General features: G+C 72.7%; 23 protein-coding genes. 11 read left to right on the plus strand and 12 right to left on the minus strand.

What is annotated here, in order from left to right; all coding sequences use genetic code 11:
• The first annotated feature begins 2 nt into the window (after window positions 1-2).
• Entirely contained in the window at window positions 3-1,859 is a 1,857-nt protein-coding gene (locus ACWH95_RS09335) for a DUF4012 domain-containing protein (RefSeq protein ID WP_454120567.1), read from the plus strand.
• A 15-nt stretch (window positions 1,860-1,874) separates the two neighbouring features.
• On the opposite strand, the gene lepB is transcribed toward ACWH95_RS09335, so the two are convergent.
• Window positions 1,875-2,552, minus strand: coding sequence for a signal peptidase I (gene lepB, locus ACWH95_RS09340; RefSeq protein ID WP_454120568.1), 678 nt, complete (start codon window positions 2,550-2,552; stop codon window positions 1,875-1,877).
• Window positions 2,553-2,599: 47 nt separating this feature from the next.
• Here lepB and ACWH95_RS09345 point away from each other — a divergent pair, with 47 nt between their 5' ends.
• Window positions 2,600-3,664, plus strand: coding sequence for an acyltransferase family protein (locus ACWH95_RS09345; protein ID WP_378803441.1), 1,065 nt, complete (start codon window positions 2,600-2,602; stop codon window positions 3,662-3,664).
• Window positions 3,665-3,720: 56 nt separating this feature from the next.
• Here the strand turns inward: ACWH95_RS09345 and ACWH95_RS09350 are convergent, their stop codons facing one another.
• From ACWH95_RS09350 to ACWH95_RS09360, 3 genes are all read right to left on the minus strand, one after another.
• Entirely contained in the window at window positions 3,721-4,269 is a 549-nt protein-coding gene (locus tag ACWH95_RS09350; protein ID WP_378803442.1) for a hypothetical protein, read from the minus strand.
• Between the two features lie 197 nt (window positions 4,270-4,466).
• Complete coding sequence (locus ACWH95_RS09355) at window positions 4,467-5,363, minus strand: helix-turn-helix domain-containing protein (RefSeq protein WP_136028737.1); 897 nt, start codon at window positions 5,361-5,363, stop codon at window positions 4,467-4,469.
• 151 nt (window positions 5,364-5,514) lie between these two features.
• The gene (locus tag ACWH95_RS09360) at window positions 5,515-6,159 is read right to left on the minus strand and encodes a hypothetical protein (RefSeq protein ID WP_454120569.1); all 645 of its coding nucleotides are present in this window, start codon (window positions 6,157-6,159) and stop codon (window positions 5,515-5,517) included.
• 255 nt (window positions 6,160-6,414) lie between these two features.
• Here ACWH95_RS09360 and ACWH95_RS09365 point away from each other — a divergent pair, with 255 nt between their 5' ends.
• Window positions 6,415-7,509 (plus strand): hypothetical protein, encoded by a 1,095-nt coding sequence (locus ACWH95_RS09365; protein WP_454120570.1) that lies wholly within the window; start codon window positions 6,415-6,417, stop codon window positions 7,507-7,509.
• On the opposite strand, the gene ACWH95_RS09370 is transcribed toward ACWH95_RS09365, so the two are convergent.
• From ACWH95_RS09370 to ACWH95_RS09385, 4 genes are all read right to left on the minus strand, one after another.
• Window positions 7,500-8,969 carry a polysaccharide biosynthesis tyrosine autokinase gene (locus ACWH95_RS09370; RefSeq protein WP_168442791.1) on the minus strand — a complete coding sequence of 490 codons (1,470 nt, stop codon included), beginning with the start codon at window positions 8,967-8,969 and terminating at the stop codon, window positions 7,500-7,502. The two genes, ACWH95_RS09365 and ACWH95_RS09370, sit on opposite strands and share 10 nt — an antisense overlap.
• An 89-nt stretch (window positions 8,970-9,058) precedes the next feature.
• Window positions 9,059-9,844, minus strand: coding sequence for an arsenate reductase/protein-tyrosine-phosphatase family protein (locus tag ACWH95_RS09375; protein ID WP_454120571.1), 786 nt, complete (start codon window positions 9,842-9,844; stop codon window positions 9,059-9,061).
• Window positions 9,841-10,317, minus strand: coding sequence for a VanZ family protein (locus ACWH95_RS09380; protein ID WP_136036910.1), 477 nt, complete (start codon window positions 10,315-10,317; stop codon window positions 9,841-9,843). Before ACWH95_RS09380 ends, ACWH95_RS09375 begins: the two co-directional genes overlap by 4 nt.
• Window positions 10,318-10,352: 35 nt before the next feature.
• The gene (locus ACWH95_RS09385; protein WP_366627145.1) at window positions 10,353-11,291 is read right to left on the minus strand and encodes a Ppx/GppA phosphatase family protein; all 939 of its coding nucleotides are present in this window, start codon (window positions 11,289-11,291) and stop codon (window positions 10,353-10,355) included.
• Window positions 11,292-11,319: 28 nt separating this feature from the next.
• Between ACWH95_RS09385 and coaA the strand changes: the two genes are divergently transcribed.
• The 8 genes from coaA to ACWH95_RS09425 all read left to right on the plus strand — a co-directional run bounded on the left by coaA (window position 11,320) and on the right by ACWH95_RS09425 (window position 19,939).
• Window positions 11,320-12,270, plus strand: a complete 951-nt coding sequence (gene coaA / locus ACWH95_RS09390) for a type I pantothenate kinase (protein WP_136029683.1) — start codon at window positions 11,320-11,322, stop codon at window positions 12,268-12,270.
• A gap of 64 nt (window positions 12,271-12,334) precedes the next feature.
• The gene (gene glmS, locus ACWH95_RS09395; protein ID WP_136029681.1) at window positions 12,335-14,182 is read left to right on the plus strand and encodes a glutamine--fructose-6-phosphate transaminase (isomerizing); all 1,848 of its coding nucleotides are present in this window, start codon (window positions 12,335-12,337) and stop codon (window positions 14,180-14,182) included.
• Between the two features lie 72 nt (window positions 14,183-14,254).
• The gene (locus ACWH95_RS09400) at window positions 14,255-14,614 is read left to right on the plus strand and encodes a holo-ACP synthase (protein ID WP_136029679.1); all 360 of its coding nucleotides are present in this window, start codon (window positions 14,255-14,257) and stop codon (window positions 14,612-14,614) included.
• The gene (gene alr, locus ACWH95_RS09405; RefSeq protein ID WP_136029677.1) at window positions 14,611-15,717 is read left to right on the plus strand and encodes an alanine racemase; all 1,107 of its coding nucleotides are present in this window, start codon (window positions 14,611-14,613) and stop codon (window positions 15,715-15,717) included. Before ACWH95_RS09400 ends, alr begins: the two co-directional genes overlap by 4 nt.
• Window positions 15,714-16,208, plus strand: coding sequence for a tRNA (adenosine(37)-N6)-threonylcarbamoyltransferase complex ATPase subunit type 1 TsaE (tsaE, locus tag ACWH95_RS09410; protein ID WP_372490575.1), 495 nt, complete (start codon window positions 15,714-15,716; stop codon window positions 16,206-16,208). Before alr ends, tsaE begins: the two co-directional genes overlap by 4 nt.
• Window positions 16,205-17,005 carry a response regulator transcription factor gene (locus ACWH95_RS09415; RefSeq protein WP_136029675.1) on the plus strand — a complete coding sequence of 267 codons (801 nt, stop codon included), beginning with the start codon at window positions 16,205-16,207 and terminating at the stop codon, window positions 17,003-17,005. The genes tsaE and ACWH95_RS09415 overlap by 4 nt, the downstream gene beginning before the upstream one ends.
• Window positions 17,006-17,213: 208 nt before the next feature.
• A complete protein-coding gene (locus tag ACWH95_RS09420; protein WP_454120572.1) occupies window positions 17,214-18,806 on the plus strand; it encodes a sensor histidine kinase in 1,593 nt (530 codons plus the stop codon).
• The gene (locus tag ACWH95_RS09425; RefSeq protein WP_136029660.1) at window positions 18,803-19,939 is read left to right on the plus strand and encodes a hypothetical protein; all 1,137 of its coding nucleotides are present in this window, start codon (window positions 18,803-18,805) and stop codon (window positions 19,937-19,939) included. Before ACWH95_RS09420 ends, ACWH95_RS09425 begins: the two co-directional genes overlap by 4 nt.
• Before the next feature lie 4 nt (window positions 19,940-19,943).
• Here ACWH95_RS09425 and csrA read toward each other — a convergent pair whose 3' ends face one another.
• Genes csrA through ACWH95_RS09445 form a run of 4 tightly spaced genes read right to left on the minus strand, consistent with a single transcriptional unit; the run spans window position 19,944 to window position 24,109 of the window.
• Window positions 19,944-20,195 carry a carbon storage regulator CsrA gene (gene csrA / locus ACWH95_RS09430; protein WP_136029658.1) on the minus strand — a complete coding sequence of 84 codons (252 nt, stop codon included), beginning with the start codon at window positions 20,193-20,195 and terminating at the stop codon, window positions 19,944-19,946.
• A gap of 4 nt (window positions 20,196-20,199) precedes the next feature.
• Complete coding sequence (locus ACWH95_RS09435) at window positions 20,200-22,263, minus strand: flagellar biosynthesis protein FlhA (protein WP_454120573.1); 2,064 nt, start codon at window positions 22,261-22,263, stop codon at window positions 20,200-20,202.
• Entirely contained in the window at window positions 22,260-23,351 is a 1,092-nt protein-coding gene (locus ACWH95_RS09440; protein WP_454120574.1) for an EscU/YscU/HrcU family type III secretion system export apparatus switch protein, read from the minus strand. Before ACWH95_RS09440 ends, ACWH95_RS09435 begins: the two co-directional genes overlap by 4 nt.
• The gene (locus ACWH95_RS09445) at window positions 23,348-24,109 is read right to left on the minus strand and encodes a flagellar biosynthetic protein FliR (RefSeq protein WP_454120575.1); all 762 of its coding nucleotides are present in this window, start codon (window positions 24,107-24,109) and stop codon (window positions 23,348-23,350) included. Before ACWH95_RS09445 ends, ACWH95_RS09440 begins: the two co-directional genes overlap by 4 nt.
• Window position 24,110: the final 1 nt, after the last annotated feature.

Genomic DNA, 24,110 nt, shown 5'->3' on the forward strand with positions numbered 1-24,110 from the left:
CGATGTCCTCCTCCGCTCCCACCCGTGCCCAGCTGCGTGCCGACGCGCGTCGCGATGTCCCGCGTCGCGCCCCCTGGCGTCGCATCGTCTGGATCGCCCTCGGCGTCCTCGCCCTCGTGCTCGCGGTCGCCGCCGTGGTCGGGGGGATCGCGGTGTCCAAGGCGCTGACCGTGCGGGACGCCCTCACCCGGGCGATCCCGGTCGCGAGCGGTCTGCCGGCCAAGATCGTCGCCGGAGACACGGAGGGTGCGACCACCGACGCCGCCGCGCTGCAGAAGTCCGCGGCCGCCGCGGTCGCCGAGACCGAGGACGGCGTCTGGACGGCCGCGGAATGGATCCCGTTCCTCGGCCCGAACCTCGCCGCGATCCGCACCGCCGCGGAGGGGGTGGACGACCTCGCCGACTTCGCCGTCGAGGCCGTGCCGACGCTCGACCTCGCCGCGTTCCGCCCGGTCGACGGCGCCGTCGACCTGGCCGCGGTGCACAGCCTCGAGAAGGTCGTGTCGAGCGGTGCGGCGGTGTTCTCGTCGGTGAACCAGCGCATCGACGAGACGGACCGCTCCGTGCTGCTGCCGCAGGTCACCGGAGCGCTGGGCACGCTCGACGACGCGGTCTCGCGCGTGGACGACACGCTGGGCACGCTCGCCCCGATCCTGCGGGTGCTCCCCGCGGCGCTCGGCGAGGGCACCCCGCGCACGTACCTGCTCATGTTCCAGGGCAACTCCGAGCTGCGGGCCTCCGGCGGCAACCCCGCGGCGCTGGCCCTCGTCACCGCGACCGACGGGCGCATCGAGCTCACCACCCAGGCCACGAGCGTGCAGTTCGACAACGCGCGGCCGGAGAGCATCGCCCCGCTCGACCCCGAGACCCAGAACCTCTACTCCGACATCATCGGCCGCTGGATCCCGAACATGACCGCGACGCCGGACTTCCCGACCACGGTCGAGATCATGCGCGCGTGGTGGGCCGACGAGGGGCTCCCGCCGTTCGACGACGTGATCTCGACCGACCCGGTGGCGCTGAGCTACATGCTCAAGGCCACCGGCCCGATCCCGCTCGCGACCGGCGAGACCCTGACGAGCGACAACGCGGTGGCGATGCTGCTGAACGAGGTGTACTTCTCCTACGGCGAGTACGTGCCGGGCAAGGTGCTCGACGCCTCGGCCCAGGACGAGTTCTTCGCGGCGGCTGCTGCGCAGATCTTCTCCGCGCTCACCAGCGGCATCCAGAGCCCGCTCGGGTTCCTCGACGCGCTGAGCCAGGCGTCCGACGAGGGCCGCATGAAGCTGTGGTCGTCGAACCCCGACATCGAGGCGATGCTCACCGGGAGCAAGGTCGCCGGCACGCTCCCCGCCTCCAACGACGACCAGACGGTCGCCGGCGTGTACTTCAACGACACCACCGGCGCGAAGACCGACTACTACGCCGACGCGAGCGTGGTCTCGTCGAGCGACCAGTGCACCGCGACCGGCGCGCCGTCGTTCCGGCAGACCATCACGTTCGCCAACAACATCACGCCGGAGCAGGCCGACGCCCTGCCCTACTTCATCACCGGCCCGCACTTCCAGCCCGGCTACATCGCCACCGACGTGGTCGTCTACGCGCCCGTCGGTGCCACGATCAGCGGCTGGGGCGTGGAGGGCGCCGAGAGCTACACGCTGGTGTCGGAGGGCGCCCACCTCGGACGCACGGCCGTGCGCATCAACGTGGTCACACCGCCGCAGACCGCCGCGGTCATCACGGTCGACATGACGGGGGCGGAGGGAACCACCGGGGCCGACTACGGGCCCTACGACGTGTGGACCACGCCCATGGTGCGACAGACCCCGGTCACGCTCGAGACGCCCGGCTGCGGCTGATCCCGCGGCCGGGGGTCACGGGCCGCCCCACCGGTCGAACGGCCACAGGATCGGCCCCGCCCTGCCCACGACCTCGTCCCGCGTCATCCACCGGGCGCAGTCGCCGGCGTCGGGCCTGCCGCGGCACGGGTAGACCGAGTCCGCCGAGTTCGCGCGGTTGTCGCCCAGCACCAGGTACGAGTCGTCCGGCACGGTCACCGCGGGGAAGCAGCGCGTCGAGGCCGGGGTCGTGTCACAGTCGAGCTCTCCCGCCACGAAGGGCAGGTCGCGCGTGACGTAGGGCTCGTCGAGCGGTTCGCCGTCGACCAGGACCGCGCCCTCGGCGTCGCAGCACTCGACGGTCTGCCCCGGCCCCGCGATCACCCGCTTCACCAGCACGTACGGCCGGATCCCGGTCGCCTCGCCCGCCGCGTCGAGGGCGTCGCGCAGCGGGTTGCCGGTCGGCGCGGGGCGCTCCCACCCGTCGCCGGGACGGAACACCACGATGTCGCCCTGCTGCGGGTCCGCGGCGACGTACGCGAGGCGGTTCACGATGAGCCGGTCGCCGGGCTCGAGCGTCGGCGCCATCGAGTTCGACGACGGCTGCCCCACGAACGCGACGATCAGCAGCGCGAGCACCAGGGCGAGCGCGACGTGCACCCACACGCTCCCGCGCCGCCGGCGTCGCGGGCGGGACGGCTCGGTCGTCGTCATGGTCTCTCCGGTCGCGCGGTCGGTGGTGCACCCAATAGTGTCAGGGAATGCGAGGGGGAACCGAGGCCGACGTCGTGTCCACCGGAGTGTCGAGCGGCGTGCGCGCGACCGATCGGCTGCGCATCCCCGACGTGCTGCGCGGGATCGCGATCGTGGCGATGCTCGTCGCGCACGCCGCGGTGTTCCTGCCCGTGAAGCCCCTGCCGGTCACGTTCGTGAGCTCGATGCTGAACGAGCTGGCCTCTCCGCTGTTCGCTCTCGTGATGGGCATGTCCGCGCAGCTGCTGTGGACCAGGGGCCCGCGGGTGCCGCTCACGCTGCTGCAGCAGGTGGTGCGGGGACTGTTCCTGATCGCGCTCGGGGTGTGGATGTCGACGTGGGGGTCGTGGGTGGCGATCATCCTCGGGCATCTGGGCGTGCTCCTGATCGTCGGCGCCCCGCTGCTGCTCGCCCGCACGCCGTGGCTCATCGCGATCGCCGCGACCCTGCTGCTGCTCAGCGACCCGCTGGTGCGTCTGACCCGGGGGTGGCTGTGGGCGTACACGGCGCCCAGCCCGCTGCACGAGCTGCTGGAGTGGGTCGCGCTGAGTCCGTCGTACCGGCTGCTGAACCTGCTGCCGTTCTTCCTGGCGGGTGCCCTGCTGATCCGGCACGGGCTGCGCCGGGACGCGCTGCTGTGGGCGCTCGCGGGCGTCGCGGTCGTGGCCTACCTGTCGTGGGGCGTCGCGGCCTTCACGGAGTTCGGCGGAACGGACTCCGGGCTCCTGTTCGACACCCTGCGCGACATCGGCCTGGTGTCGGCCACGTACGTGCTGGTGGTGCTCGCGGCCACATCCCGCCGCGGCGCCCGGTTCTGGAACGCGCTGTTCACGCCGCTGGTGGCGTGCGGGCAGGTGGCGCTGTCGCTCTACCTGCTGCATGTGGGTCTCATCGCGCTGTGGAACGGAGCGTACGGACGGCCGGCGGAGAACGCCTGGCTCGGATGGCTGGTGATCGTCCCCGGCATGATCCTGGTCGGCTGGCTGTGGTGGCGCTTCGTCGGCACGGGCCCGGTGGAGTGGGCGATGGGCTGGGTGACCGGGCGCCGCAAGCCGCTGCGACGCACGCGCTGACCCGCGGCACGCACGAGGGGTGCGGTGTCGGCACCGCACCCCTCGTGGCCGGCTCGTCAGAGGAGCGTGATGCCCACGTTCGAGGTGGTCGTGTTGTTGCCGGTCACGTCGTCGCCCGCGACGGTGGCCGTCATCGTCTGCTGCGGTCCGCCGAGCAGCCCGGTCACGATGCTCAGGTTCAGCAGCGAGTCGAGCGTCGTGCCCAGGTTGATCACCACGTTGCCGCCCGCCGGGATCGACGGGAGCGTGAGGGTGTAGTTGCCGTCGGAGCCGGCGACGGTGACACCGGCGACCGGGCCGATGTTCAGGGTCAGCAGCGACGGCGTGTACTGGATGGTGGTCGTGGCGCCGGCGGGGGAGGCGGCCGGGCCGTTGTTGGTGATCGTGAGCGTGTTGACCGTGGCGATGCTCGCGACGGCCAGCGGGCCCACGCCCAGGCTGAGCGTGATCGGCCCGCTCAGGGCGGGGACCAGGTCGCTGTCGGTGAGCGATGCGGCGGCCAGCGGCGTCGCCACCGCGGCCGCGATGACGGGGACCGACCAGGCCGCGCCCTTGACGACCGTGCGGCGCGAGATGCCCTTGTTCTTCTGGATTTCCTCGGTCACGTGAGTGTCCTCCCTCGTAGATGCAGATGCGGTTTCCCGCGGTGTCGTGAAGAGGCGACACGTTGTCTGCATCCCCCAGGAGCCCCTCCGTGGACCTCAAGCTAGGGCGGCGGGGAAGGGCGTTCCGGGGCTTCCCGCGAAAGACGCGCGGGGTGCGCCGAACCTGCGCGGAGTGTGCTCTGGGAGGGGCGCGCGGGCTAGGCGCGGCGGGCCGAGCGGAGCGCGCGCGGGGTTGCGGAGTAGGACTCGTCGAGGGCGCGGCGCAGGCTCATCGGCGACTGGAAGCCGGCGCGCTGCGCGATCTGGTCGATGCTCAGCACGTCGTAGCGGCTGTCCATCAGCAGGGAGTGCGCCAGGCGGGCCCGCTGTCGCCGGATCTCGCCCGCCACGCTGTTGCTCACCTCGGAGAACACCAGCTGCAGCTGGCGCAGCGACGACTGCACCTCGCGCGCCACCCTGGCCGGGTTCAGCGACGGGTCGCCGCACTGCTGGGCGATCACCGCGATCGCCCGCTCGCGCAGGACCTCGTGGGGCGTGCCCTGCCCGGTGACACCGCCCACGCGGTCGAGCACCAGGGCGCCGCTCATCTCCATCACCAGCTGCTCGATCGCGTACTGCTCGATGGCCGACGCGTGCGCATCGGTGTCGAGCAGGCCGGCGATGAACCGTTGCAGCGACGCATCCAGCAGCCGCCGTTCGGGGTACACGCTCGCGTCTGGTGGGAGGGAGGGCACGAAGGACGCGATGGCCGAGCGGGGGACCAGCGCCGCGACGCAGCGCCAGACCCCGGCCGCACGGAGCCGCCGGGTGATGCCGTGCGGTGCGATGACGAGGCCGCTCTCGGTCTCCACCCAGGGCTCGCCGTCGACGCGCGACCACAGGGCCTGCGCCTCCAGGAACGCGAACACCGAGTGGTCGGGGTAGGCGCTGACCGTGTCGACGGTGAGCTCGGACGTGGCGCCGCCCATTCCGAGCAGCAGCACCCCTCCGGAGCTGCGCACGCGCGAGCGGAGACCGGGGTGGTCCCCGACTCGACGGATCCCGTGCAGGGAGAGCTCGCGGTCGTCGATCGAGTGGGCGGCCTTGGTGTTCACGAGGTCCTCCTCAGAGGTTCCGTTCCGCGGGGGGATCCGGGCGGAGGTTCGCTCCGCCCCGATCGCTCGAGGGTCCGGGGCGTACCGCCGGTGGACGACACTGCCCGATTTGAACAAGTATTCAGTGGAGCGCGCGGAAGTACAGAGGTGATCAGAGAATTCCCGCGCCGACGGGCACGGGGATGGTGGTGGTCGCCGTCGCGGCGGTCCCGCCGATGGTGACCGTGAGCGTCACGGGGAAGGTCGCGAGCGCGCTCACCGTGACGCCGGTCGACGCTCCGGCGAGCCCGACGACGACCGACAGGTCGACGGCGCCGTCCGGGGCGACCGTGACGGTGCGCGTGCCGGTCCACGTGGTGGCGGGGAACCCGGACTGCCCGACGATCGGCGCGGTCTCGTAGACCGCGGTGCGTTCGCCCGCCGTCGTCCTGACACCGTCGACGGACCAGACGCCGATGCCCCGCGCGCGGCCGAGCGGGAGCGTGAGGTCGGTGGGACGCCCGATCGCGATCGTGATCGTCGCCGGGGCGGCGGTGATCGGGCTCGGCCCGTTCACGATCGTGAAGCGGGTGGGCACCGTGACCACGTTCTGGCTGGTGAGGACGCCGCCGCCGTCGAGCAGGGGAAGGGCCACGAGTGAAGTGGTGGCGCCCGTCCAGGCCAGGCTGAAAGTGGTGGCGCTGGCGGCCGCGAGCGGTGCGGCGGCGGCCAGCGCGATCACCGGGACGCTCCAGGCGGCGGCGTGCAGGACGGCTCGTCGCGACGGTCGGGGCGGGGGACGGTCGTCGTCGATCATGGGGCTCTCTCCCGTGGGTGCAGAAGCGTGACGTGCGGTCGCGGAGCGGCGACACGAACCGTCTGCATCCCCCAGGAGCCCTCCGTGGAAGAGACGGTAGGGGCGGGCGGACGGGCGCGGGCGGCGCACCGGGGAAAAGCGCGCTGTGCGCGTTCTTTCTGCGCGGATTGTGCGTTCGACTCGGGGTGGACGAAAGCGCCGCGGGCTCGGCCGCCGCCCCGGGGAGCTGCCGCGGTGCACGGATAGGCTGGCGCCATGTCCGACCGCATCCGGGTCGCCGCGATCGGCGCCGTCATCGACATCGACGCGTCGACCAGGGGTCCGGTGTTCGCGGATCGGGTGCGCGCCGCCTGGAGCGACGCGCTGACCGACGCCGACGGCCCGCTGCACTCCGTCGTCCGCGTTCGGGAGGGCGGCGACGACGACGCGGCCCTCGCGCTCCTGTCGAGTGACGTGACCCTCGCAGCGCTGGCCCTGCGCCGCGGCGACGCCCTGTGGATGATGCACGCCGCGGGTCTCGCCGACGCCGACGGCCGGGTCGCGGTGCTCAGCGCGCCGTCGGGCACCGGCAAGACCACGGCCGCCCGCCGGCTGGCCCGTCGGTACGCGTACGTGAGCGACGAGACCGTCGGGGTCGCCGCGGACGGCACCGTCGTCGCCTACCGGAAGCCGCTGTCCGTGATCGAGGCCGCCGCACCGCACAAGGTGCAGGTCGCGCCCTCGTCGCTGCACCCCGGGGTGCCGCTGTCCGGGGCACCGCGCGTCGCCGCCGTCGTGGTGCTGGACCGCCGCGCGGACGGACCGGACTCACCCGAGGTCGAGCGCCTCGACCTCGCCCAGGCGCTCGAGCTGCTCGCGCCGCAGACCAGCTACCTCAGCGACGCCCCGCGCCCGCTGCACCTGATCCGCGACGTGCTCGACCGCGTCGGCGGGGCCGTGCGCGTGCGCTACCGCGAGGCCGAGACGCTCGACGCCGTGGTGGCCGCGCTGCTCGCGGAGGCGCCGACGGGGTCGGAGTCCCGCGCGGACGACGCCGCACCCGCGCCCGCACCCGTGGCCGGGGGCGCGCCCGGCGCGCTCGTGCGCACAGCGGTCGTGGATGCGCTCGACCTCGGCGACGGGCGCCTGGCCCTGCTGCGCCGCACCGACGACGGCAGCAGCGTGCACGTGCTCGACGGCATCGGACCGGCCGTGTGGCGCGCGGCCGACGGGCGCCCGCTCGACGACATCACGGCGGAGGTCGTGAGGGTGCACGGCCGGCCGGAAGGCGCGGACGCCGGAGCCCTCGTCGCGGCGGCCGCGGAGACGCTGCGCACGGACGGACTGCTGCGGCGGGCGCCTCAGACCTGAGCGGTGCCCCGGCGGCGCACGCCCGGCGTCTGTCCGGCGTCGGAAGGCGGGTCGGCCGGTGCGTCGTCCGGCTCCGCGTACCGCTCGTACGCGCCGTAGTACTCGCGGCCGTAGTACGCCGACTCGGCGCCCTTGCGCGGCACGCGGTTCAGCACGACGCCGAGCACGCGGCCGGTGGTGCGCGTGATGTTGGCGATCGCGCGCTGCAGCATGTCGAACGTGGTCTTGCCGGACGACACGACGATCAGCACGCCGTCAGCGCCGGCGGCGAGCACCGCGGCATCGGTCACCGGCAGCACGGGCGGGGAGTCGAGGATCACGATGGCGGACGAGCTGATCTCGGCCAGGAAGTCGCGCATGCGCTTCGAGCCCAGCAGCTCGCTGGGGTTCGGCGGGATGCGCCCGGCCCCCACCACGGCCAGCGGCACGTCGCGCGAGGGGCGGTGCGCCACGTCCTGCAGCTCCGCCCGCCCGGCGAGCACGTCGGTCAGCCCGACGTCGCGGGACATGCCGAAGATGTCGGCGATGACGGGGCGCCGCAGATCGCAGTCGATCAGGATCGCCCACTGCCCGGCGGCCGCGAGGCTCGAGGCGAGGTTGACCGACACGGTCGACTTGCCGTCGCCCGGCACCGAGCTGGTCACGACGATCACCCGCGGCGGGTGATCGACGTCGATGAACTGCAGGTTCGTGCGCAGCTCGCGCATCGACTCGATCGTGTGGTGGGAGACGCCGTGCTGCGACTCGAGCGAGAAGTCGATCACCTGCCGCTCGTCGGACATCGACTTCTCCAGCGGCAGCGTCCCGATGACGGAGACGCCGGTCTCGCGCTCGATGTCGCGGGGGTGGCGGACCCGCCGGTCGACCGTGTGGCGCACGAACGCGTAGACCAGGCCCAGCGCGAGTCCGGCGAGCGCGCCGATGAGGACGGCGATGCGCGTGTTGGGGGAGGAGGGTTCGGTGGGCAGGCGCGCGGAGTCGCCCACCACGAGGGAGATCGCGGCCGGGGTCGACGAGGTGCCGCCCTCGAGCTTGTCGATCTCGATCGCCATGCCGTCGAGCCAGGCCTGCGCCAGCGCCTGAGCCTCCTGCGGCGTCGGTCCCTTCGCGGTGACCTGCAGGGCGGTCGTGTCGAGCGGATTGGTCACGGTCACCCGGTTCACGAGCACGTCGGGGGTCGTGTCCAGCCCGAGCTCGTCGATCGCGTGCTCGGCGACCGCCCGCCACGAGCCGATGTTGAGGTACGACTTCACCCTGCTCTGCGCGAGCTGATTGCCCACCAGGGCGGAGCCGCTCGAGCCGTCGCCGCCGGCCGCCGTGACGATGCCGGTGGTGTCGGCGGAGTACACGCGCGGCTGCAGGGCGGTCCATCCGAACGCGGCGGCGGCACCGACCAGCGTGGCCACCACGATCACGATCCAGTGCGCGCGCACGATGCGCACGTAGTCTCTCAGTTCCACGGTTTCCGCCCCTCGCGCATCCCTCGGGGAGCACGGGATGCCTGCATGACCATGAGCATACGGTGATCGTCCGTGCGGACGGGTGCGTCTCAGCCGATGGCGTCGCGCACGACCCGCTCGACCTCGGCCAGCGCCGGGGTGAGCTGCGATGCCGAGAGCGCGTAGGTCTCGCGCGAGCGGCGGTACGGGTCGATCACGTCGTCGTCCTCCGGCTGCGAGGGGGTGAGCCCGCGCTGGTCGTTGAGCGCGCGCAGCACGGCGGCGAACCGGTCGGCAGGGGCGTCGCCGGCGGCATCGGCTGCCGCCCTCGCGTCCGGACTGGTCAGCGTGGACGCGAGCCGGGCGAACTCGCGCACCGTGAACGTGCGCCGCAGGATGCTCGGCAGCATCTTCACCGCGTGCGAGCGGTGCTCCCTGGCCATGGTCAGCACGAGGTCGGTGTCGGCGAGCAGCGGCTCGACCAGGTAGCGCGCCTGGTGGGCGGCGGCGATCGACGGCTCGACGCCCGCCGTGGCCGCGAGCTCGAGCGCCGGCTCCGGCATGCCGTGGCCCACCAGCGCGTGCGTCCCCGCGCTGTGCACGCGCACGCCCAGCGGCTCGAGCGAGCGGCGGAGCATCACCTCGGCCAGCGGCGAGCGGCAGATGTTGCCCGTGCAGACGGTGAGGATCGTGAGGCGGTGGCCGGGGTCGCCGCCCGCGTCCGGGCGCAGCAGCGCGTCGAGCGGGCCGGGCGCCGGGTCGTCCGCGTGCGCGTTCCCGGGTTCGGGGGAGGAGGAAGGGGAGGCGGAGGACGCGGCGGGCGTCGTCGCCCGGAGCTCGCGCCATTCCCTGCGGCTCATGCCGGCCGGAGGGCCGTCGGGGTGGGGCGTGGTCACGACACCAGCCTACGGCGGGCCGCCGCCGGACGATCACCCGCCACCAGCTGGAGCAGCACCAGGGCGAGCACCGCGCCGATCAGCGTGCCCGAGGTGTTGGCGATGATGTCGCTGAGGGCCGGGACGCGCGAGGGCATGAGCCCCTGGACCGCTTCGATGACCACGCTCATCAGACCGCCGCAGAGCACCACCTGCCACAGGCGCAGCCGCGGGAGGGCGAGCGCGAGCAGCAGCCCCACCGGCACGAACAGGGCGACGTTGGCGAGGATCTCCAGCACCACGGCGCTGCGCTCGTACGAGGCGATGCCCGCATCGGACACCCACGCGGCCATGACGCCCACCAGCCCTGTGACCTTGGCCGAGACCGAGGCGGGGAGCCAGACGGTGAAGCCGACGAACAGCAGGTAGCCGACGAGGGCGAGACGCGCCGTCACCGTGCCCGCGCGCGAGGGGGCGACGGCGGGGGAGGTCATGCGGTCATGCTAGCGGCGGGGGGTGTGCGCCCCTCTCAGGTTCGCGCGCCGCTGTGCTCCTCGATGTAGCGCAGCAGCACGCCCTCGCGCAGGGCCCACGGGGAGACCTCCAGCTCGTCCACCTGCAGGGCGCTCATCGCGGTGTGCAGAGCGACCGCGGCCGCCACGATCTGGAACGTGCGATCGGGGGTGATGCCGGGCAGCTCCTGTCTGGCCGAGGCGGGCAGGCGGGCGAGCCGCGGGATCCAGGAGCCGAGCGCCGCGCGGGGCAGCAGCATCCGGTCGCTGCCCGACCACCCGGGCGTCGGGTAGCCCACCAGACGGGCGAGCGAGCGGATGGCCTTGGACGATCCGACGACGTGGTCGGGGCGGGGCAGGGCGCGGAACCGGGGCAGCACCTCGGCGAGCGTCGTCTCGGCGTGCGCGCGCAACCGCTCGACGTCGGCTTCGCCGGGCGGGTCGTCGGGGAGGAACTGCACGGTCATGCGGCCGGCGCCCAGCGGGACGGAGGCGGCGGCGTCGGGCAGCTCCTCCGCCCCCGCGGCGATCTCCAGCGAGCCGCCGCCGATGTCGAGCAGCAGCAGCTGTCCGGCCGACCACCCGAACCACCGCCGCACCGCGAGGAACGTCAGCTCCGCCTCGGTCTCGCCGTCGAGCACCTGCAGCGGCTGCCCGAGCGCGGCTTCGATGCGGGCGATGACCTCGGCGCCGTTGCGGGCGTCGCGCACGGCGCTCGTCGCGGTGGCGAGCAGCTCGTCGACCCGCTCCGCCTCGGCGACGCGGCGGGCCTGGGCCACGGCGGCCTCGAGCGCGGCGACGCCCTCCTCCGAGATGGCGCCGTCGGGGGTGAGGTAGCGCATGAGGCGCAGCACCGTCCGGTCGCTGGTCGTCGCGAGCGGGCGGCCGCCGGGACGCACGTCGGCCGCGAGCATGTGGACGGTGTTGGATCCGATGTCGAGGACTCCCAGGCGCACGGGAAGAGACTACTCGCGCGCCGTTACGATGGTGCACGTGACCCCCGACCCCACGCTGCCGTTGTCGCCGTACCGGGAGATCGGCCGAGCCGAGTGGGCGCGTCTGGCCGCGGGCCTCGACCAGCCCCTCACCGAGACCGAGGTCGTGGAGCTGCGCGGCATCGGCGACCGGCTCGACCTCACCGAGGTGCGCGAGGTGTACCTGCCACTGAGCCGCCTGCTGAGCCTCTACGCCTCGGCGACCAAGCAGCTCGGCGCGGCGACCTCGACCTTCCTGCAGGAGGACGACAGCACGACGCCGTTCGTGGTCGGCGTCGCCGGATCGGTCGCGGTGGGCAAGTCCACGATCGCCCGGCTGCTGCGCGAGCTCATGAGCCGCTGGCCGGGCACGCCACGCGTCGAGCTGGTGACCACCGACGGCTTCCTCTATCCGAACGCCGAGCTGGAGCGCCGCGGGCTCATGGACCGCAAGGGCTTCCCCGAGTCGTACGACCGGCGCGCGCTGATCGAGTTCCTGACTGAGGTCAAGAGCGGCGCCCCCGAGGTGCGCGCGCCGTTCTACTCCCACATGCGCTACGACATCGTGCCTGACGCGCACGTCGTGGTGCGGCGACCCGACGTGGTGATCGTGGAGGGGCTGAACGTGCTGCAGCCGCCGCCCGCGCCCAACGACGTCGCGGTCAGCGACCTGTTCGACTTCTCGATCTTCGTCGACGCCGAGACGTCGCACATCGAGAAGTGGTACGTCGACCGCTTCCTCGCGCTGCGGCAGGGCGCGTTCAGCAATCCGTCGTCCTACTTCAACGTGTTCGCGCACCTCACCGACGAGGAGGCGATCACCACGGCGCTCGGGTACTGGAACGAGATCAACATGCCCAACCTGGTCGAGAACGTGATGCCCACCCGGCATCGCGCACGCCTGGTGCTGCGCAAGGGGCCGGACCACGACGTGGAGAGCGTGCTGCTGCGCAAGCTGTGACGCCGCGCCGTCGGCGCTCTATTGTTCGGACGACTCGCAAAAATCGCGTCTTACCCTGTATCTCATGTGTGGAATCGTCGGATACGTGGGCCCGCGGCCCAGCCAGGACATCCTTCTCGCCGGTCTCGCCCGGCTCGAGTACCGCGGCTATGACTCCGCGGGCATCGCCGTGATCGACGGCGACGGCGAGCTGGGGATGCGCAAGAAGGCCGGCAAGCTGGCCGTGCTGCGCGACTCGCTCGGCGACGCGCCGCTGCCCGACGGCACCACCGGCATCGGCCACACGCGCTGGGCCACCCACGGCGGGCCCACCGACGGCAACGCCCACCCGCACCTCGCCGACGACGACAAGCTCGCCGTGATCCACAACGGCATCATCGAGAACTTCGCCGCGCTGCGCGACGAGCTGCTCGCCGACGGCGTCGTGTTCCGCAGCGAGACCGACACCGAGGTGGCCGCGGCCCTGCTCGGCCGCGAGTACGCCGGCAACGGCGGCGACCTCGAGCTCGCCTTCCGCTCGGTCGTGAACCGCCTCGAGGGTGCCTTCACCCTGCTCGCGATGCACCAGGACCACCCCGGCCTCGTCGTCGGCGCCCGCCGCAACTCCCCGCTCGTGATCGGCCTGGGCGAGGGCGAGAACTTCCTCGGCTCCGACGTCGCGGCCTTCGTCGAGCACACCCGCCAGGCGCTCGCGATCGGTCAGGACCAGATCGTGTCGATCACGCCCGACGCCGTGACCGTGATCGACTTCGCCGGCACCCCGGTCACCCCGGAGCCCTTCGACGTGTCGTGGGATGCCGCCGCCGCCGAGAAGGGCGGCTGGTCGAGCTTCATGGCCAAGGAGGTCGCCGAGCAGCCCGAGGCCGTGGCCAACACGATTCGCGGTCGCATCCAGGACGGGCAGGTCGTGATCCCCGAGCTCGACGGGCTCGACGAGCTGTTCACCGGCATCAACCGCGTCATCATCACCGCGTGCGGCACCGCGTCGTACGCCGCCCTCGTCGGCAAGTACGCCATCGAGCAGTGGGCGCGCGTCGCGGTCGACGTCGAGCTCGCGCACGAGTTCCGCTACCGCGACCCCGTGATCGGCGCCGACACCCTGGTCGTGTCGATCAGCCAGTCGGGCGAGACCATGGACACGCTCATGGCCGTCAAGTACGCCCGCGAGCGCGGCGCGCGCACCCTCTCGGTGTGCAACACGCAGGGCGCCACCATCCCGCGCGAGTCCGACGCGGTCGTCTACACGCACGCCGGACCGGAGGTCGCGGTCGCGTCGACCAAGGCGTTCTCGGCACAGATCACGGCGCTGCTGCTGCTCGGCCTGCACATGGGTCGCGTGCGCGGCACGGTCGCCGACGCGTCCACCGACGTCGCCGAGCTGCTGGCCCTGCCCGAGAAGGTCGCCGCGGTGCTGGAGAGCGAGCAGGAGCACGTCACGCAGCTCGCCGGCTGGATGGCCGACACCCGCTCCGTGCTGTTCCTCGGTCGCCACGTGGGCTACCCGATCGCGCTGGAGGGCGCGCTCAAGCTCAAGGAGATCTCCTACATCCACGCCGAGGGTTTCGCCGCCGGCGAGCTCAAGCACGGCCCGATCGCGCTGATCGAGCCGGGGCAGCCGGTGTTCGTGCTGGTGCCGTCGCCGCGCCACTCCGCGCTCGTGCACTCGAAGGTCGTCTCCAACATCCAGGAGATCCGCGCGCGCGGCGCCCGGGTCATCGTGGTGGCGGAGGAGGGCGACGCCGCGGTGCTGCCCTTCGCCGACGAGGTCATCCACATCCCGCTCGCCGGCCCCATGTTCGAGCCGCTGCTGGCCGTGGTGCCGCTGCAGATCTTCGCGATGGCGCTGGCCACCGCCAAGGGGCTCGATGTGGACCAGCCGCGCAACCTGGCCAAGTCCGTCACGGTGGAGTGACCCCGCCCGTCGTCCGCGAACGGCCCCGTCCCGCTCCGGGGCGGGGCCGTTCCGCGCGAGTAGGCTGAACGGGTGATCATCGGCACCGGCATCGACCTCGTGGACATCCCCCGGTTCGAGCGCACGATGACCCGCACACCCAAGCTCCGCGAGCGGCTGTTCGCCCCCTCGGAGCAGGCGCTCCGACTGCCGTCGTTGGCCGCGCGCTACGCCGCCAAGGAGGCGCTGATCAAGACGCTGGGCGGGTCGGACGGCGTGCACTGGACCGAGATCGAGATCGCCTCCGAGCCCTCGGGGCGGCCGTACTTCGTGCTGTCCGGCTCGACGGCGGCGGTCGTCGAGGAGCGCGGCATCGTGACCCTCCACCTCACCCTCACCCACGACGCGGGCCTGGCCGCCGCGTTCGTCGTCGCCGAAGGAGCACCGCTGTGACCGTCCCCTTCCGTGAGGCCGCGATCGACCTCGACGCGATCGCCGACAACGTGCGGCACTTCCGTCGGCTCACCGGTGTCGAGGTGCTCGCGGTGGTGAAGGCCAACGCGTACGGACACGGTGCCGCGGCGACCGCGGTGGCCGCGCTCTCGGCCGGTGCCACCCGGCTCGGGGTCGCCGAGATCCCGGAGGCGCTGGAGCTGCGTCGGCAGGGCGTGCACGCGCCGATCCTCGCCTGGCTGCACGCCCCGGGGGAGCGCTTCACCCAGGCGGCGGCCGAGAACATCGAGCTCGGGATCTCCTCGTTCGACCAGCTGGAGGCCGCGGCGGCCGCGGCGGCGGTCGACAGCCCGGTCGCGGTGCACCTGAAGTTCGAGACGGGGCTGTCGCGCAACGGCATCGCCCCGGGCGACTGGGGGCGGGTGCTGGCCGAGGCCGCGCGGCTCGAACGCATCGGGCGGCTGCGGGTGGTGGGCCTGTTCAGTCACCTGTCGAACACGTCACCCGCCGACGACAGGGCGGCGCTGGCGAAGTTCGAGGAGGGGGTGGCCGCAGCGGCGTCGTTCGGCATCCGCCCGGAGATCCGCCACATCGCCGCGACCGCCGCGGCGATCGACCTGCCGGAGACGCGGCTGGATGCGGTGCGGATCGGCATCGGCCTGTACGGGCAGTCGCCGTTCGACGACCGCTCCTCGGCCGAACTGGGCCTGCGCCCGGCCATGACGCTGCGCGGCGCGGTCGCGGCCGTGCGCCGGGTGCCGGCCGGCACCGGTGTCTCGTACGGCTACGACCATCGCACCGACCGCGACACCACGCTCGTCCTGGTGCCGCTGGGCTACGCCGACGGCGTGCCCCGCAGCGCCTCCGGGCGCCTTCCCGTGTCGATCGGCGGGCGCCGCTTCGTGAACGTCGGCCGCATCGCGATGGACCAGTTCGTGGTGGACGTGGGGGACACCCCCGTCTCGATCGGCGACGAGGTGGTGCTGTTCGGCGATCCGACCCTCGGCGTGCCGTCGGCGCGGGAGTGGGCGGACGCTGCGGGCACGATCGACTACGAGATCGTGACCCGCATCGGACACCGGGTGCCGCGGAGGGCGTCGTGAGCGTCGACCCGGCGTTCCTCGGCCGCCGGGAGATCGCCACCGCGGACGAGATGGAACAGCTCGGCCTGCGGATCGGCGAACAGCTGGAGGCGGGCGACCTGCTCATCCTCACGGGGCCGCTCGGGGCGGGCAAGACCACCTTCACGCGGGGGCTCGCGGAGGGGCTCGGCGTGCGCGGACCCGTGCAGAGCCCCACGTTCGTGATCGCGCGCACCCACCCGTCGCTCGTGGGCGGGGCGCCGCTCGTGCACGTGGACGCCTACCGGCTCGGCTCGGCCGCCGAGCTCGACGACCTCGACCTCGACCTGCAGCGCTCGGTGGTCGTGATCGAATGGGGGCGCGGCATGGCGGAGGAGCTCGCCGACGCGTGGTGGGACATCGAGCTGGAACGCCCGGTCGGCGCGGCCGGAGCCGACGACGACCTCGACCCGTCCGAGCTCGACGCGGACGCCCCGCGCGTGGTCACCATCGTCCGGGAGCAGCGGGCATGACCGCCCGCAGCGTCGGCGACCTGGTCGCGGTCATCATCGAGGACGACCCCGGCGTGCAGTCGCTGCTGGAGGAGGTGTTCCTCGCCGCGGGCTTCGAGGTCGCCGTCACCGGGTCGGGGCCGGAGGGTCTCGCGGCGGTCGAACGGCACCAGCCCGTGATCACCACGCTCGACATCAACCTGCCCGGCATCGACGGGTTCGAGGTGGCCCGGCGCATCCGCAGGGTCAGCGACACGTTCATCATCATGCTGTCCGCGCTCGCGGAGGAGTCCGACGTGGTGCTCGGTCTCACCTCGGGCGCCGACGAGTACCTGGTCAAGCCGTTCCGTCCGCGCGAGCTGCGCGCGCGGATCGAGGCGCTCCTGCGGCGACCGCGGCTCCCGGTCGCCACGGCGACGCAGCGTCCGGTCGCGCCCGCGCCGCCGGCCGCCGCGACCGACACGACGGTGTCCACGTGGCGTGGTCGGGTGCATCGCGACCTCAGTCTCGACCTCGACACGCGGCTCGTGCTCGTGGCGCAGCGTCCGGTCGAGCTCACCCCCACGGAGTTCGACCTGCTCGCCGCGCTGCTGGAGTCGCGGCGCCGCGTGTGCAGCAAGGCGGAGCTCGCACGGGGTCTGCGCGGCGCGCCGTCCGGCTCCGCCGACCCCGTCAGCGAACCGGACAAGCGCGCCATCGAGACCCACATGGCCAACCTGCGCCGCAAGCTCGGCGACAGCCCCACCGAGCCGCGCTACATCGAGACCGTGCGCGGCGTCGGCTATCGGCTCACCCCAGCCGGCGATCAACCCGGCTGACAGGGGTTCGAGGCCGCGGCTCCCCCACCGCGGCCTCGGATGCCTGCGAATCCCCACTCGCGCGGCCCCAGCGTCTGCGAAATCCCCAGTCGCAGTGTCGGCCCCCACTCAGAATCGTAGGACGCCGATGTCGCCTGAAGAGCGCGTAGGCCCGATCTTTGAGTAATCTTGCGACAAAGCTGAGGATCGACCAGGAGGCGGGGGCTTCATGATCCGCACTGTGTCGATCTGGCGTTGGCAACTCGTGTTCGCGGGCAGCATCGTCGCCATCGTGGTGATGGTCGCGGGCTTCAAGCCGCACACGCTCACGATCCCGCTGTTCGTGGTCGGGATCGTCCTCGTGGTGGTCACCACGCTCGTCGCCCTGCTCGTGCCGTGGCGCCGGCTTCCGCGCACCGCCGTGACCGCGCTCCCGCTGCTGGACATCCTGGCCGTCGGCTTCACCACCAACGCCCCCGACCTGCGGCTCGGGTTCCTGTGGGTGTTCCCCGTGGTGTGGCTGGCGACCTACTTCTCGATGCCGTGGGTGTTCACCGGTGTCGCCTTCAGCAGTGGCTGTCTGGTGTTCTTCGCCGACCGGTCGGGGGAGCCGGCCGACGTGCTGCTGCGGGTGCTGACGGTCGTGGTGACCCTCAGCTTCCTCGGGGTCACGGTGCGGATCGGCTCGCAGCGGTCGGGTGCCGCGCGACGGCTGCTGCAGCGGCGCTCCGAGCAGGTGAACAGGGCGGCGGAGCGGGCCGAGACCAACCAGCAGCGGGTGACGCAGATCATCGACGCGCTCGGTGTCGCCCTGGTCGTGGTCACCGCCCAGGGGCGGATCCTGCAGATGAACGACGCCTACCGCGCGCTGTACGGCCGCGACCGCTACGGGGCCGCCCTGCCCTCCGCCTCGGTCGAGTACGACGCGCGGCGCGGCACCGCCCTGAGCCCCGCGCGCACGACCCTGGCGCGGGCGGCCGCGGGGGATGAGCTGCGCGCCGAACGGGTGTGGCTGTTCGACGGCGCGGGACAGTGGCGGGCGCTGGAGGTGACCACGCAGGCGATGGCCGGGGCCGGCGAGGGCGAGCACATCGCGCTGGTCGTGATCGACGACGTCACCGCGCTCCTGGAGGCCGCGGAGGAGCGCAGGGCCCTCACCGCGATCGTCTCGCACGAGCTGCGCAACCCGCTCACCGCGATCATCGGGCACGTGGAGCTGCTGCGCGAACGCGACGACCTGCCGGGCCGCGTGCCCGCGCAGGTCGAGGTGATCGCCAACGCGGGGGAGCGGATGCAGGACCTGCTCTCGAGCATGCAGGCGCAGACCCGCAGCTCGCCGGAGCCGTTCGAGCCGGTGGACCTGCGCGAGGTGGTGGAGGCGTCCGCGGCCTCCTTCGCGCCGCTGATCACCGCCGCCCGGCAGGAGCTGAGCCTCGACGGCGCGGACCGCCTGGTCATCACCGGCGACGCGTTCCGGCTGCGCCAGGTGCTCGACAACCTGATCGGCAACGCCGTGAAGTACACCCCGTCCGGCGGCCGCATCCAGGTGCGGGTCGGCGCGGACGATGCCAGGGCCGAGGTGAGCGTGGTCGACACCGGCATGGGCATCGCCCCCGACGAGCTGCCCCGTCTCTTCGAGCCGTACTTCCGCACCGACAGCGCCGTGCGGGGCGGGATCTCCGGCACCGGGCTCGGCATGGGCATCGCGCGGGACATCGTCGTCGCGCACGACGGGGAGATCCTCGTCGACAGCGAGGTGGGCGTCGGCACCACCGTCACCGTGCGCTTCCCGCGCCGTTCCCCGAGGAAGGATCCGGCATGACACCGCTCGTGCCCGTCAACGTCGACGTGACCACCAGCATGGTCGCCGTCGTGACCGTGCTGACCGCGATCGTGATCGGTCTCGCCACCCTGGCGCGCCCGACCAGGGCGACGATCGTGTGGGGCGTGGCCTTCGGGATCGGCATGCTGGGCGCGTACCTGTGGCTGGCCGGGCATCACACCGGCCTCCCGGTCCTGCGGGCCGCCTCGTCGGCGCTGACGGTCGTGTTCATCCCCCTCGTCTGGATCGGCGTGCGGATCCACTTCGGGCGCTCGGCCCCCTGGCTGCCGGTGATCGTGGCGCTGATCGGCGTGCCGGTCGCCCTGGTGTCCACGGCGGGCACGGCCTGGTACCTGCTGGTCTTCCACCTCGTCTTCCTGTCGATGGGCGTGTTCGCCGGGCTCCTCGCGTGGGAGCTGCTGCGCGGGCAGCCTCCCGCGCGCGACGTCGTGATGCCCCTCGCGCTCGCCGCGTGCGGCTTCGCGGTCGTCTCCGTGGTCAGCGGGGCGTCGGCACTGGTGTCGGGGAGCGTGAGCACCGAGGCGCAGTTGAGCGCCCTGCGGGGCATGAACGCCGTCGGCGCGATCGTGGTGAGCACCTGCGCCGCCTTCACCCTCGTGCTGCTGGTGCGGGTGGAGAGCGCGGCGCGCGGTGACGTCGGGGCGGCCGACCGTGCCAGGGCCCGCCTGCGCAAGGCCGAGGCGCAGAACGACGGGGCGTGGTCGGTGCTGGACGTGCGGCTGGACGACCCCGCCGACCTGCGCGAGGCGTCGAGCAGCGGGGCCTTCCGTCGGATCGTCGACCGCTTCCACGCCGACGTCCAGGAGGCGCTGCCCACGACCGCCGACGCGGAACGGGTGAGCGACGACCGGGTCGTCGTGCTGATCCGCGGCAGCGACGAGGCCGTGCGCTTCCACCTGCGCGCGATCCTGTCCCGGATCTCGGTCATCGACACGGATGCGCCGGTGAGCGGCATCCGCTCCTCGGCCAGCATCGGCTGGGCCACCTCGAGCGTCGCCGGCTACGACTACGACGCGCTGCTGGCGGCGGCGGCCGCCGCCGCGGACCGGGCACGTGCGGCCGGCGGCGACCAGTGGAAGCGCGCCGTGTCCGCCGACCTCTCGCCGGTGTGAACGGCTAGGACCGGCGGTGCTCGCGGCCGCGGGCGAGCGCGGCGGCGATGGCCCCCTCGGCGGTGGCGTCGGTGTCGGCGGCGGCGGAGACGTTCTCGGCGCCGACGGCCTCGATGATCTCGGTGCGCTGGATGCGCGTCTCCCGCGGGGCCTTCACGCCGATCCGCACGCTGTCGCCCTTGATGTCGAGCAGCGTGACCTCGATCTCGCCGTCGATGCGCACGCTCTCACCGATCCGCCTCGTCAACACCAGCATTCGATCAGCCTACTGGTGCGACGGGGGCGGGCCCCAGCGACGCGGTCGAGGCGTCGCGCACCACGCCGATGGTCTCGATCGTCAGCGGCGCCGCGGTGGCCTCGCTGTACGACAGCACGGGCAGGCCGTCGGTCTGCGCCGACACCAGCCGTCGCACGGCCGGCCGCAGCGACGGCGCGCACACCAGCACCGGTTCCGGCCCGTCCGCCTGCGCGGCGACCGCCTGCTTGACCGAGGCGATCACGGCCTCCATGCGCTGCGGCTCGAACACGATCTGGGTGCCGTCGTCGCCCGGCCGCAGGCTCTCCAGCATCGCCTGCTCCAGCAGCGGGTTGATCATGACCACCCGCAGCACGCCGTTCTCCGCGAAGCGCGCGGCGATCGCCGGGCCGAGCGCGGCCCTGGCGGCTTCGATCAGCCCCTCCGGGTCGGTCGAGGTCTTGGCGCGCAGGGCCAGCGCCTCGTAGATGCGGCCGAGGTCGTTGATCGGCACGCGCTCCGCGAGCAGCCCCTGCAGCACGCGCTGGACCTCGGCGAGCGAGAGCTGCGCGGGCGTGAGCTCCTCCACCGCCGACGGCGACACCTGCTTGAGCGCGTCGGTGAGCTGGCGCACGTCCTCCCGCGACAGCAGCCGCGCGGCGTGCGTCTGGATCACGCTCGACAGGTGCGTGACGATCACGCTGGCCCGGTCGATCACGGTCGCTCCGGCGAACTCGGCGCTGTGCCGCATCTCCATCGGGATCCACTTGCCCTCCAGCCCGAACACGGGGTCGAGGGCTGCGGCGCCGGGCAGCGACTCGAGTCCCGAGCCGAGCGCGAGCACCGATCCGCCCGGCGCGGTGCCGCGTCCGGTCTCCACCCCGGCGATGCGGATCACGTACGTGGCCTGCGGCAGCTCGATGCTGTCGCGCGTGCGGACGGGCGGGGTGACCAGGCCGAGGTCGAGCGCGATGCGCCGCCGCAGCGCCTTCACGCGCGCGAGCAGGTCGTCCGGGCCGCCGGTGACCAGGTCGACGATGTCGGGCGAGAGGAGGATCTCGAGCGGGTGCACGCGCATGCGCTCGATCAGCTCCTCCGGCTGCTCCGCAGGCGGCGTCACCGGTGCCTTCGCGGCTTCGGCCGCCTCCCGCTTCCTGGTGGCGGTGATGCGCTGGGCGACCAGGAGCAGCAGCGCCCCGATCGCGACGAACGGCAGCATCGGCATGTGCGGGATGAGCGACATGATGATGGCCGCGCACCCGGCGATCAGCAGCGCGTTGCGGGACTGCCCGAGCTGGGCCGATGCGGCCGTGCCCATCTCGGTCTCGGCGGTCGAACGGGTCACGATCATGCCGGTCGACACGGCCATGAGCAGGGCCGGGATCTGCGTGACCAGGCCGTCGCCGATCGTCAGGAGGCTGTACGTGCTCATGGCCTGGTCGATCGACATGCCGTGCTGCACGAGCCCGATCGCGATGCCGCCGACGATGTTGATGACGATGATGACGAGCCCGGCGATCGCGTCGCCCTTCACGAACTTCGAGGCACCGTCCATGGCGCCGTAGAAGTCGGCCTCCGCGGCCACCTCGGCGCGGCGCTGCCTGGCCTCCGTGTCGGTGATGAGTCCCGCGTTGAGATCGGCGTCGATGGCCATCTGCTTGCCGGGCATCGCGTCGAGCGTGAACCGGGCGCCGACCTCGGCCACGCGCTCGGCACCCTTCGTGACGACGACGAACTGGATGACCACGAGGATGAGGAACACGACCGCGCCGATGATGAGCGAGCCGCCGACCGCGATGGCCCCGAACGCCTCGATGACCTGCCCCGCGTACGCCTCGCCCAGCACGAGCCGGGTGGACGCGACGTTCAGGCCGAGACGGAACAGCGTCGCCACCAGCAGCAGCGAGGGGAACACCGAGAAGTCGAGCGGCTTCTTCACGAACATCGACGTGAGCAGGATCACCAGCGCGAACATGATGTTGAGGATGATGAGCACGTCGAGCAGGAACGGCGGCACCGGGACGACGAGCAGCATGATGATGCCGACCACCCCGATCGGCACCATCAGCGTGGTGAGCATCTTCTTCATGCGGTCCTCCGGTAGGGGAGCGAGTGGATGCCGCGGGCGGCGCCGCGACGCCGCAGGGCGTCGACGAACACGAGCACGCGCGCCACGGCGTTGTACAGGTCTTCGGGGATCTCGTGGCCCAGCTCGCACGCGGCGTGCAGGGATCGCGCGAGGGTGATGTCGCGCACGAGGGGCACCCCGGCCTCGAGCGCCTTCTCGCGGATGCGCTCGGCGATCACGCCGCCGCCCTTCGCGACCACGCGGGGCGCGGAGGTGCCGGCCTCGTAGCTCAGTGCGATCGCGATGTGGGTGGGGTTGACTACCACGACGTCGGAGTTCGCGACCGCCGCGATCATCCGGTTGCGGCTCACGGCGAGCTGGCGCGACCGGCGCTGCTGGCGGATCAGCGGGTCGCCCTCGGAGTTCTTGTTCTCGTCGCGCACTTCCTTCTTGGTCATGCGCGTGTGCTTGCGGTTGCGGCGCATCACCACGAACAGGTCGATCGCGGCGAGGACCAGGCCCACGCCGATCGCGGTCTGCAGGAGGGCGGCGGTGCCCTCGGCCGCGGTGCCCAGCAGACGGGAGATCGAGTGCGCGCCGCTCGCGGTCAGCACCGGCATGAGCCCGGCGATCACGAACCACAGCGCGAGCGCGATCGCTGCCGTCTTGAGCAGCGCCTTCGCGCCCTCCCAGAGCGCCTGCAGGCCGAACACCCGCCGCATGCCCGAGACGAGGTTGAACTGCTCGTAGCGTCCGGTGAGCTTGCGCAGGTGCACGCCGCCCTGCACCACCGCGCCGAGCAGGGTGACGACCGCGACGGCGGCCAGCAGCGCGCCGAGCGTGGGCAGGACCGACGCGAGCCCGCGGCCCAGCGCGCCGAGCGCGGCCTCGGGCGACGGCGCCCGCATCAGCGAGGTGAGCGAGATGAGCTGCTCGGTGCCCGCGGCGGTGCCCGCAGCGATCGCGGCGGGCATCATGACGGCCGCGGCGCCGATGCCGAGCCACGCCGTGAGGTCCTGGCTGCGGGCGAGGCGGCCCTTCTGCCGGGCTTCGCGCAGGTGCTTGTCGGTCGCCTTCTCGCTGCGCTCCCCGCTGTCGGCGTCGCTCACGGCGTCACCCCCTGCATCAGCCGGAAGGCCTGGGAGGCGAGCGCGTCGATGATGCCGGGGAACGCCACGTACACGGCACCGGCGAGCAGCAGGGTCAGCAGGATCTTCACCGGGAAGCCCATCGCGAAGGCGTTCAGCGCGGGCGCGACCCGGGTGATCAGGCCGAGGCCCACGTCGGCCAGGAACAGCACGAGCACGAGCGGGCCCGCGATCTGCACGGCCGCGAGCACCATCTGCGACACCCCGTCCACGAGCAGCTCGACGGGCCCGGCGACCGCGAAGATGCCGTCGACGGGCACCGCGTCGAAGCTGCGCGCGAGCCCGGCGAGGACCAGCTGGTAGCCGCCGGAGGCGAACAGCAGCGTCAGCGCCGTCAGGTGGAACAGGCGGGTGAACTGGGCGCCGTTGACCATCGCCGCCGGGTCGAACGCCTGGGCGAGCTGGAACCCGCCGAACACGTCGATCAGGCTGCCGGCGGCCTGCAGCGCCGCGAAGCACATCATCACCAGGAAACCCAGCAGCGCGCCGGTGAGCACCTGGAGCACGAGCGCGCCGAGGAACGCGCCGGTGTCCAGCGGCTCGTAGCCGGGGGCGACGGCCGCGCCCACCGCGAGGGACAGCCCGATCGACAGCATGGCCTTCACGCGCACCGGGATCGCGCCGTAGGAGAACGGCGGGGCGATCATGATGAACGCCGTGATGCGCACGGCCGCGAGCATCGTGGCCTCCAGCCACGCGAAGTCGATCGGGATGTACACG

It is taken from the genome of Microbacterium sp. NPDC055502 (assembly GCF_053643635.1).